This is a genomic window from Streptomyces sp. 15-116A (assembly GCF_025290915.1).
Classification (GTDB): Bacteria; Actinomycetota; Actinomycetes; order Streptomycetales; family Streptomycetaceae; genus Streptomyces.
In genome coordinates, this window is sequence record NZ_JAOCQE010000236.1 from 1 (window position 1) to 10,196 (window position 10,196).

General features: G+C 71.8%; 12 protein-coding genes. 8 read left to right on the forward strand and 4 right to left on the reverse strand.

The features are described 5' to 3' along the window. On the forward strand, positions 1-974 hold a 974-nt coding region (locus tag N4P33_RS27525; RefSeq protein WP_260829502.1), incomplete at its 5' end, for an FUSC family protein. Then, entirely contained in the window at positions 971-1,633 is a 663-nt protein-coding gene (locus N4P33_RS27530) for a MarR family winged helix-turn-helix transcriptional regulator (RefSeq protein WP_260829503.1), read from the forward strand. The genes N4P33_RS27525 and N4P33_RS27530, both read left to right, overlap by 4 nt. 9 nt (positions 1,634-1,642) lie before the next feature. Here the strand turns inward: N4P33_RS27530 and N4P33_RS27535 are convergent, their stop codons facing one another. Then, a complete protein-coding gene (locus N4P33_RS27535) occupies positions 1,643-2,407 on the reverse strand; it encodes a VOC family protein (RefSeq protein ID WP_260829504.1) in 765 nt (254 codons plus the stop codon). 180 nt (positions 2,408-2,587) lie between these two features. Between N4P33_RS27535 and N4P33_RS27540 the strand changes: the two genes are divergently transcribed. Continuing rightward, positions 2,588-3,502: a GNAT family N-acetyltransferase gene (locus N4P33_RS27540; protein ID WP_260829505.1), complete on the forward strand. Its 915-nt coding sequence runs from the start codon at positions 2,588-2,590 to the stop codon at positions 3,500-3,502. Positions 3,503-3,506: 4 nt separating this feature from the next. Here N4P33_RS27540 and N4P33_RS27545 read toward each other — a convergent pair whose 3' ends face one another. Then, a complete protein-coding gene (locus N4P33_RS27545) occupies positions 3,507-3,899 on the reverse strand; it encodes a VOC family protein (protein ID WP_260829506.1) in 393 nt (130 codons plus the stop codon). Between the two features lie 276 nt (positions 3,900-4,175). Between N4P33_RS27545 and N4P33_RS27550 the strand changes: the two genes are divergently transcribed. After that, complete coding sequence (locus N4P33_RS27550) at positions 4,176-4,736, forward strand: GNAT family N-acetyltransferase (RefSeq protein ID WP_260829507.1); 561 nt, start codon at positions 4,176-4,178, stop codon at positions 4,734-4,736. An 18-nt stretch (positions 4,737-4,754) separates the two neighbouring features. Here the strand turns inward: N4P33_RS27550 and N4P33_RS27555 are convergent, their stop codons facing one another. Beyond that, positions 4,755-5,438 (reverse strand): glycerophosphodiester phosphodiesterase family protein, encoded by a 684-nt coding sequence (locus tag N4P33_RS27555; protein WP_260829508.1) that lies wholly within the window; start codon positions 5,436-5,438, stop codon positions 4,755-4,757. A gap of 253 nt (positions 5,439-5,691) precedes the next feature. Here N4P33_RS27555 and N4P33_RS27560 point away from each other — a divergent pair, with 253 nt between their 5' ends. The 4 genes from N4P33_RS27560 (at position 5,692) to N4P33_RS27575 (ending at position 9,607) form a co-directional block, all read left to right on the forward strand. Beyond that, positions 5,692-7,089 (forward strand): DUF6421 family protein, encoded by a 1,398-nt coding sequence (locus tag N4P33_RS27560; protein ID WP_260829509.1) that lies wholly within the window; start codon positions 5,692-5,694, stop codon positions 7,087-7,089. 38 nt (positions 7,090-7,127) lie between these two features. Then, positions 7,128-7,874, forward strand: a complete 747-nt coding sequence (locus N4P33_RS27565) for an SDR family NAD(P)-dependent oxidoreductase (RefSeq protein WP_260829510.1) — start codon at positions 7,128-7,130, stop codon at positions 7,872-7,874. Continuing rightward, positions 7,871-8,941: a low specificity L-threonine aldolase gene (locus N4P33_RS27570; protein WP_260829514.1), complete on the forward strand. Its 1,071-nt coding sequence runs from the start codon at positions 7,871-7,873 to the stop codon at positions 8,939-8,941. Before N4P33_RS27565 ends, N4P33_RS27570 begins: the two co-directional genes overlap by 4 nt. Positions 8,942-9,016: 75 nt before the next feature. Next, on the forward strand, positions 9,017-9,607 hold the full coding sequence (locus N4P33_RS27575; RefSeq protein ID WP_260829512.1) for a transglutaminase domain-containing protein: 591 nt from the start codon (positions 9,017-9,019) through the stop codon (positions 9,605-9,607). A gap of 10 nt (positions 9,608-9,617) precedes the next feature. Here the strand turns inward: N4P33_RS27575 and N4P33_RS27580 are convergent. Then, a partial coding sequence (locus N4P33_RS27580) for a lysophospholipid acyltransferase family protein (protein WP_260829513.1) occupies positions 9,618-10,196 on the reverse strand: 579 nt, incomplete at its 5' end.

The window sequence follows — 10,196 nt, forward strand, 5'->3', positions numbered from 1 at the left end:
CCACCCGCCGTGCCCTGGAGCGGCTCGTCGTCCGGGCCGAGGTCGCGCTCGCCGCTCCCGCCGATGCCGACCCCGAACGGCTGCGGGCCTGGTCCCGCGCCGTGCGTGGCACCGGTCCGGTGCCGGACTGCGACTCCACCGCCACGGACACCGACGAACTGCTCGGGGTCGCCGCCGAGCGCGCCACCCCGCCGAGCCCGCTGTGGACCAGGCTCGGACCGCTCACCCCGATCGCGCTGCGCACCGCCCTCGGCTGCGCGCTCGCCGGGTACGCCTCCCTCGCCCTCGGCATCGGCCGTCCCTACTGGGCGCTGGTCACCGCGGCCTCGCTCTACCAGGCCAACGTCACCCTCACCTGGAACCGGACCGTCCAGCGCGTCGTCGGCAACCTCGCCGGGGTGCTGCTGTTCGCCGCCGTCGCCCCGGTGGCGCACCTCGGTCCGCTCGCCCTCGTACTGTGCTGCCTCGTCTTCAACTTCGGCGCGGAGGCGCTGATCGGCCGCAACTACTGGCTCGGCAGCGTCTGCGTCACCCCGCTGGCGCTGCTCGTCACCGAGTTCGCCGGGTACCAGCGGCCCGGTGAGCTGATCACCGAGCGGGTGGTGGACACCCTCGTCGGGGCCCTGGTCGGCTTCGCCGCCGCGGTGGCCGTGACCAACCGGCGTGCCGGCCGCCGTGTCGAGCGGGCACTCGCCGCCGCCGAGCGCGCCCGCGAACGTGCCGCGCGCCTCCTGGCCGAGCCGCACGCCGCTCCGGCAGCCCTGGACAGCGCCCGCCGGGACCTTGCCGCCGCCCTGGTGGAGCTGCGGGCCACAGCGGACGCGGCCGCGGGCGAATGGTGGCAGCGTGCGCTGCCCCAGGAGCGGGTCGTGCGGGCCGAGCAGTCCGGACACCGTACGCTCGCGGCGACGGTACGACGCCAGGGCCTGCTCCCGGCCCCCCGCACACGCACAGGTAAGGACGCACGGCCATGACGGCGACCGAAGGCCCCTCGACCCCCGAGAACGCATCGACCACCGGGGACCAGTCGGCCACGGAAGCATCGCCCACCGGCGCAGGATCACCGACGACCGCCCACACCCCACCGCCCCCCGAACCCTCCGCCACCGCCGCCCAGCTCGGCAGCGTGCGGGGCGACACCGTCGCCGCCGTGGTGCGGCAGTGGCGGGCCGTCCATCCCGGGCTCGACACCGGGCCCATGGAGGTCATCGGCCGCATCAACCGCTGTGCCGCCCTGCTCCAGCAGGCCGAGGACGCCCCGCTGCGCCGGGCCGGACTGACCCGGCCCGAGTTCGACCTGCTCGGCGCGCTGCGGCGCACGGGGCACGAGCTCACCCCGAGCGAACTCGCGCGGGAGACGTTCTCCTCGGGCGCCGCGGTGACCAAGCGCCTCAAGCAGCTCACCGAACGCGGCCTCGTGGAGCGCCGCGGCGACACCAGGGACCGGCGTGTCGCCCACGTCCGCCTCACCGACGCCGGACGTGAGCTCGTCGACGGCATCCTGCCCGCCCAGCTCGCCTACGAGAACGCCGTCCTGTCCGGCCTGGACGGCCCGGAGCTGGGCGAGCTCGCCGCTCTGCTCGGCGCGCTGCTCGCCCAGCTGGAGGGCCGCCTCGGCGCGCTGCGCCGCTGACGCTCGTTCTCAGCGCTCGTAGGCCGCCGCGTAGACCCCGAACATCGCCCCCTGGGGATCGCGCAGCACCGCGATGCGCGGGCCGTCGGGGATCGAGGTGGGTTCCATCAGTGCCGTGCCCTGTGCCTGCGTGGCCGTCGCGGCGGCGGCGTCCACGTCCTCGGTGACGAAGTACGGCAGCCAGTGCGACGGCACCTCGTGCGGGAACTTGTCGTCCATGGTCGTCATGCCGCCGAAGTCGGCCCCGTCGATGCCCCACTGCGGATAGCGCTGCGCGGGATCGACGCTCCAGCCGAACACGGTGGTGTAGAAGGACACCGCCTGCTCCGGAGCGCGGGTGAGCAGCTCCACCCACCCCAGCGCCCCGGGCGCGTTGAACACCCCGGCGCCCGGGAACGCCCCCGGCTCCCACAGCTGGAACACGGCACCGCCCGGGTCGGCCGCCACGGCGAAACGGCCCAGGTCGAAGACCTCCATCGGCCCGAGCAGCACGCTCCCGCCCGCATGCCGCACCGCCCGCACGGAGGCGTCCGCGTCCGTCACCGAGAACGACACGTTCCAGGCGACGGGCTGCGAGGGCTGGAACAGCGGGGTCAGCGCGGCGACGGGCGCGTCCCCGAGCCGCGCGACCGTGTAGCCTCCCGCCTGCTCGCGCGTGTCGGTCGCGGGAATCCAGCCGAACAGCCGCGTGTAGAACCGCTTGGCCCCCTCCAGATCACTGGTCCCCAGCTCGGCCCAGCAGGGCCCGCCGGTCACGGGTGCGGTCAGCTTCATGGCGCTCCTTCCGCGGGCCCCTCCCCGGTGCAACCCCCTCGAGCACGCTAAGCCCGGCCTCCCCGGTCGGCCATCCGGGGCGAAATCCACTGGTGCCCGGCGCCGCCCGGACCGTACGCTCCTGCCCGTACCGCATCGCGTGGCGGCCACCGGTTCCCGCACCCTGCCCGGAGGTAACCCGTGCCCGCGCTCGAAGTGCGCCCCTTCCGCCGCGCCGACCGCGATCAGCTCACCGACCTGGTCAACGCCCATGTGGCGGCCGTCGTCCCCGGCGTCTCCGTCTCCGTCAACACCGTCCTCAGCGACCTGGAACGGCAGCCCGGCGAGTCCATCACCGACCCCTGGGTGGCCGAGCGCGCCACGCTCGTCGCCGAACAGCGCGGCAGCGTCGTCGCCGGCGCGCATCTGCTGCGCTACCGGCCGGACGCCGAGGTCGGTGAGTCGTACCGTGACACCGGTGAGATCGACTGGTTCGTCTCCCATCCGCCGGCCTCCTTCCGGCCGGGCGCCGGGGAGGCCGCCGATCTGCTGATGCGGGCCTGCCTGGCCCTGCTCGCCCGCTGGGACGTCCGCCTCGGCTACGCCGACGGCGCCCTGCCCGCGCCCGTCGTCTACGGCGTGCCCCGCAACTGGCCGCACATCCGCGCGGTGTACGAGGCCGCGGGCTTCCGGCACGTGGGCGACACGGAGGTGATCCTGCTCGCGCGCGTGGCCGACCTGCCGCGCACCGAGCCCGGCGCGGTCCTCACCTTCCGGCGCACGGTGGGGGAGTGCGGCACCCGCTTCACGGCGTACGCCGAGGGGCGCGTCCTGGGCTTCATCGAGGTCGACACGACCCTGGCCCGCCCGGAACGCCACACCCGCGCCGAGGGCCTCGCGGACATCGGCAACCTGCACATCGAGCCCGCCGCCCACGACACCGGTCTGGAACACCGTCTGCTCGCGCACGCGGCCGACTGGCTGCGGCTGTGCGGCGTCGACCGCCTCGTCGCGTACCTAGGGGAGAGCGAGACCGCGATGGCCGACCAGCTGACGGCGGCGGGCTTCCACGAACTGACCCGCACCGACCGCCGCTGGGAGCTGCGCCCGAGCTGACCGCTCAGATCCCCGGCCGGTACCGCAGCGGATGGTCGGCCGGGGTCTCCACCAGCACGATCGGGGTGCCGTCCGGGTCCGTGATCCACATCTCGATCAGACCCCACGGCTCCTTGACCGGCGGCCGGGTGATCCCGACCCCCTTGGCCAGCAGTTCCTCGTGGGCCGCCATGACATCCGCGACCTGGAGCCACAGACGCAGCCCCGGAGCGGACGCGGCGTCCGAGCGGCCCGACAGCTCCAGGAAGCCGCCCCCGAGGAAGTAGACGGTGCCGCGCTCCGGCCCCGTACCGAACTCGCGATAGACGGCGAGCCCCAACTGCTCGCCGTAGAAGGCCCGCGAACGGTCGGGGTCGGTGGGCCGGATCAGAACACGGCTGCCGAGTACATGCACCATGCGGCCGAGACTAGTGCCGCGGCAGGCAGCGTTCGCCCGTCGCGACGCCCGGCACGCCCTCTCGCCGCACCGGCCGAAAGCCCGAGTACACCCAGTACGAGGGCTTCCGGCCGGCACTCCCCCAGCCTCCGGCCGGGGGGACCCCCAGAGCACGCACCGGACGCCGCTCCTTCACGGGCAAACGTTGCCTGCCAGGGCACCAGTTGCCGGGTTAGTCTCGTCCTGGCCGACGCAGTGCCGAAGGCTGCCGCAGCACAGGAACCGGAGAAGGGCCCCATGGATTCCGTCACCGACACCGCACCGAACCCCGACGCCGCCCTGACCTTCCGCGACGCCACCGACGCCGATGTGGACGAACTGGTCGCGCTCGTCGAGTCGGCGTACCGGGGGGACGCCAGCCGGGCCGGGTGGACCACCGAGGCGGACATCCTCGAGGGGCAGCGCACCGACCCGGAGGGCGTGCGGGAGGTCGTCAAGTCGCCGGACAGCCGCCTGCTGACGGTGGAGCGCGCGGGCCGCATCGTCGCCTGCTGCCAGCTCGAACACCGCGGCGCGTACGCCTACTTCGGCATGTTCGCGGTCAGCCCCGCCCTCCAGGGCGCCGGGCTCGGCAAGACGATCATCGCGGAGGCCGAGCGGCAGGCCCGCGCGACCTGGGGCGTGCGGGAGATGCACATGACGGTGATCTCGGTGCGCGAGGACCTCATCGCCTGGTACGAGCGGCGCGGCTACCGCCGTACGGGAAAGATGAGCCCCTTCCCGTACGGCGACGAGCGTTTCGGCATACCGCAGCGCGACGACCTGCAGTTCGAGCTGCTGGTCAAGGAGCTCGCCTGAGCACCACCCCGCCGCACCTCACGCGGTGAAGCGGCCGGTGCGTTTGATCTCCGGGTAGTCGGTGGTGGCGCCGTCCAGACCCAGGGCCCGCACCAGTCTGAGATGGTCCTGGGTGTTCACCACCCACCCGATGATCCGCAGTTCCGCCTTGCGCGCGTGCTCCACGATCTCCAGGGTGAGCCGCCGGATGTTCAGGCACACGGCCGAGGCGCCCACCGCCACCGCCCGGTCCACCACGTCGGTGCCGTACCGGCTGGCGACCAGCGCGGTGCGTACTCCCGGCACCAGCCGGGCGATCTCGGCGATCGCCTCGTCGTGGAACGAGGACACCTCGACCCGCTCCGCGAGGCCGCGCGCGTTCATGACCTCGGCCAGCGCCCTGGCCGCCTGCACATCCTTGATCTCGGCCTGCAGAGGCGCCCGGACGGCGTCGAGCACTTCCTCGAACAGGGGGATCCGCTCGCCGCGCCCGGCGTCCAGGGCGCGCAGCTCGGCGAGGGTCTTGTCGGCGATCGCGCCCGTGCCGTCCGTGGTGCGGTCCACGACCGTGTCGTGCATGACGACGAGCGCGCCGTCCTTGCTCAGATGCAGATCGAGTTCGATGACATCGAGACCGGCCTCCTGGGCGGCGACGAAGGACCGGAGGGTGTTCTCCGGTTCGACACCCATGACTCCGCGGTGACCGATGGTGAGGAAGTTCAAGATGTGACTCGCTTCCGTCGACGGCGGCGGGGGGCCGCGTCCCTACGGCCCTCCTGGACCGTATCGCCTGTGCCCGCCCCGTCCAGAGCCTGAACCCTCTTCGGGCGCAGCATCGCCCGCACGCGTGAGCCACAGGAAAAAATGCGGTGGACGCGGGGGTAGGGCAGGATAATTTCCCGAGGCTCCCCTTGCTGGGAGAAACCTCGTATGTATACGGTCTCCTTACGCGAGGTTCTCCAGTGGAGGATGGGACATGACGGAAATTCTTGTGCAGTCGGGTTCGGAGGGGAAGGTTCCTTCGGTGGGCAGGGTGATCGAGCACCCGGCATGGCCCGTGCTCAAGGATGCCGTGGAGCGGATCCGCCCCTGGCAGGCCAAGGACGGGTCGATCGACTTCGACGCCGAGGGCGCCCCCGAGCGCGCCGCGGCCGAGCACGAGGTGAGCCGGATCGTCGAGGCCGTCGACCGGCTGTCCCCGCTGCTCCCGCATGACCACGCCTACCACGAGGCCCTGGTCAAGGACCTGCGCCGCTGGGCGGAGGGCGGCTTCGAGGTGCCCGACTTCCTGGACTCACTGCTCGCCTTCCAGCCGGCCCAGGGCCGCGAGGACGGTCTGCAGCACCTGGTCGTCTTCCCGATGTACACGCAGAACGGCAACCCGGACCGCAACCTCGAGGCGGTCGTGCTGCGCATGGTGTGGCCGGACTGGCTCGCCGAGCTGGAGCGCACCCGCTACGACAACCCGCTGTTCTGCGGCATCAAGTTCGAGGACTTCACGGCCGGGTACGACACCAACTCCGCGGTGCTCTTCCCCGAGACCATCGCCGTGCGCGAGGCCCCCGAGCGCTTCACCTGGGGCGGCATCTTCTGCGACCGCGAGGCCGCCCGCTTCCGCCGGGTCACCTCCGCCGCCGTCGACATCCTGGGCCTCGAACTGCCCGAGGACGTCGCCGCGATGGTCCACGACCAGAAGCGCTGCGAAGAGGCGTTCGTGCTCTGGGACATGATCCACGACCGCACCCACAGCCACGGCGACCTGCCGTTCGACCCGTTCATGATCAAGCAGCGCCAGCCGTTCTGGATGTACGGCCTGGAGGAGCTGCGCTGCGACCTCACCGCCTTCAAGGAGGCCGTGAAGCTCGCCGGCGAGGGCGTACCGCAGGCCCGTGACGTACAGGTCGCGGTGCTGTTCGACCGCATGTTCCGCTTCCCGGTCACCGGCGAGCGGGTCCGCAACTACGACGGGCTCGGCGGCCAGCTGCTCTTCGCCTACCTGCACAAGCACGACGTGGTGCGCTGGACCGACAACAAGCTCTCCATCGACTGGGAGCGCGCGCCGCAGCTCACCAACCAGCTGTGCGCCGAGATCGAGCAGCTGTACCGCGACGGCATCGACCGCCCGAAGCTCGTCCACTGGTTCGCCGGCTACGAGCTGGTCGCCACGTACCTCTCCCCGCACCCGGGTTCCAAGTGGGCCAAGGGCCCCGACGCCCTGGACCTGACGCAGCCGCCGCGGAAACTCGTCGATGACGTGCTTCCGGACGAGTTTCCGCTGAGCATGTTCTATGAGGCACTGTCCAAGAAGCTGAAGAACGTGATCGCCTCGACCAAGGGCATCACGGCGGACAGCGCCGAGCGGGTCGCCGCGTGAGCGATCGCGTTCGCACAACTGCTCAGGAGGCGAGACACATGGGGAACGGGGCGCTCGACGGTGCGGTGATCGCGGTGGCCGGCGCGGGGGGACCCGCGGGGCGTGCGGCGCTGCTGAGGCTGGCCGAGGCGGGGGCGACCGTCGTCGGCTCCGACAACGACCCGGAGCGGCTGGCGGAGGCCGTCGACGCGGCGCGCTACGCGCACGGCGGCGCCACCGTCACCGGCGACACGGTCGATCTGCTGAACCTGGACTCCACCCGTGAGTGGGCCGCCCGCACCGAGAAGGAGTTCGGCCGGGTCGACGGCCTGGTCCATCTCGTCGGCGGCTGGCGCGGCAGCGAGACCTTCACCAAGACCAACCTCGACGACTGGGACCTGCTGGAGCTGCTGCTGGTGAAGACCGTGCAGCACACCTCCCTCGCCTTCCACGAGGCGCTGCAGCGCAGCGACCGCGGACGGTACGTCCTGATCAGCGCCTCGGGCGCCACCAAGCCTACCGCGGGCAACGCCTCCTACGCCGCCGCCAAGGCCGCCGCCGAGGCGTGGACACTGGCCCTCGCCGACTACTTCCGCAAGGCCGGGGGAGAGCAGGGGCCCACGTCCGCGGCTGTCATCCTGGTGGTGAAGGCGCTGGTGCACGACGCGATGCGCGCCGACCGCCCCAACGCGAAGTTCGCGGGCTTCACGGACGTCAAGGACCTGGCCGAGGCCATCGCCGGAGTCTGGGAGAAGCCCGCCGCGGAAGTGAACGGAAACCGTCTGTGGCTGACCGAGAAGCCGTGAACCCACCGAGGACCGACGCGCGTCGTCATCACGACCCGGACGTCCGCGGTTTCGCCAGTGACAACTACGCCGGGGCCCACCCGGAGGTGCTCGCCGCGCTGGCCCTGGCCAACGGCGGGCACCAGGTGGCGTACGGCGAGGACGCGTACACCGAGAACCTCCAGCAGGTGATCCGCAGCCACTTCGGGCCGACGGCCGAGGCGTTCCCCGTCTTCAACGGCACGGGCGCCAACGTCGTCGCGCTCCAGGCGGTCACCGACCGCTGGGGTGCGGTGATCTGTGCGGAGAGCGCCCACATCAACGTGGACGAGGGCGGGGCGCCCGAGCGGGTCGCCGGGATCAAGCTGCTCACCGTGCCGACCCCGGACGGCAAGCTCACCCCCGAGCTCATCGACCGGCAGGCGTACGGCTGGGAGGACGAGCACCGGGCGATGCCCCAGGTGGTGTCCATAGCCCAGGCCACCGAGCTGGGCACGGTCTACACCCCGGACGAGATCCGCGCCATCTGCGAGCACGCCCACGCCCGCGGCATGAAGGTGCACGTCGACGGCTCCCGGCTGGCCAACGCCGCCGCCACGCTGAACGTGCCGATGCGCACCTTCACCAACGCGGTCGGGGTCGACATCCTCTCCCTGGGCGGCACCAAGAACGGCGCCCTGTTCGGCGAGGCGGTCGTAGTGCTGAACCCGGACGGCATCCGGCACATGAAGCATCTGCGCAAGCTGTCCATGCAGCTCGCCTCCAAGATGCGCTTCGTGTCGGTGCAGTTGGAGGCCCTGCTCGCCAGGGACCTGTGGCTGCGCAACGCCCGCCACGCCAACGAGATGGCCCAGCGGCTCGCCGAGGGCGTGCGCGCCGTGCACGGGGTGGAGATCCTCTACCCGGTGCAGGCCAACGCGGTCTTCGCGCGCCTGCCGCACGACGTCAGCGAGCGCCTGCAGAAGAAGTTCCGCTTCTACTTCTGGGACGAGGCCGCGGGCGACGTCCGCTGGATGTGCGCCTTCGACACCACCGAGGACGACGTGGACACCTTCGTGGCGGCCCTCAAGGAGGAGATGGCCCGCTAGCGGATCCTGCATAGGTATGCGACCGATCGAAATTGCATTGACCTTCGATCGGTCGCATACCTATGCTCGGCGAGCATGCAGCTGATCCAGGAAAACCCCGACCTCTCCGCGTACTTGGCCGCGGACGAGGCGATCGACCACGAGCATCCGCTGGTCAGGAAAACGGCGGCACGGCTCGCCGCGGACGCCACCGACTCGTATGACTATGCACGGGCGGCCTTCGAGTTCGTCCGCGACACCGTGCCGCACTCCCAGGACTCCGGCGATCTCCGGGTCACCTGGCGCGCCTCCGACGTCCTTCAGCAGCGCACCGGCATCTGCTACGCCAAGGCCCACGCACTGGCCGCCTTGCTGAGGGCCGAGGACATCCCGACCGCGCTGTGCTACCAGAACCTGGGCGTGATCCACGGGCTCGTGGCCGTGCGGTTCAACGGCGCCTGGCACCGGCAGGACCCGCGCGGCAACAAACCCGGCGTCGACGCCCGCTTCTCCCTGGACGGCGAGCGCCTGGCCTTCACACCTGACCCGGCGGCCGGCGAGCGGGACCACCCGTTGCTGTACGCGGCGCCGCATCCGGTCGTGCTGGCGGCCCTGACGTCCGCGCGGGACCGGCCCCACCTGTGGGAGACGCTCCCCACCGCGCTGGAGAGCCAGGGCGGCCTGTGACTCGGCAGACTCAGCGGGCCTCGGCCGCGCGGACCTGCTCGGGCGTGGGAGCCGTGCCGCCGAGGTGTGCCGGCATCCACCAGGTGTCCTCCGGACCCTTGGGGCGCACCGGATAGGCCCGCTGTGCCGCCTCCAGCAGCTCCTGGACGCGCTCGCGCAGCTGCCGGGTGATCGCGCCCGCGTACTTGTCCTTGGACGCCTCCACCGCCTCGCCCACACGGATCGTGATGGGCGTGTGGCTGCGCTTGAAGTTGCGGGGGTGCCCCTTGGTCCACAGCCGCTGGGTGCCCCACACGGCCATCGGGATCAGCGGCACGCCGGCCTCCTGGGCCAGGCGCGCCGCGCCCGACTTGAAGCTCTTCAGCGTGAACGACTGGGAGATCGTCGCCTCCGGGAAGACCCCCACGATCTCGCCCGACCGCAGCGACCGCAGCGCGTGCTCGTACGCAGCCTCGCCCTGCTGACGGTCCACCGGGATGTGCTTCATCCCGCGCATCAGCGGACCGGAGACCTTGTGCCGGAAGACCGACTCCTTCGCCATGAAGCGCACCAGCCGCTTCTGCGGAAGCGCCGCCAGGCCGTTGAAGAC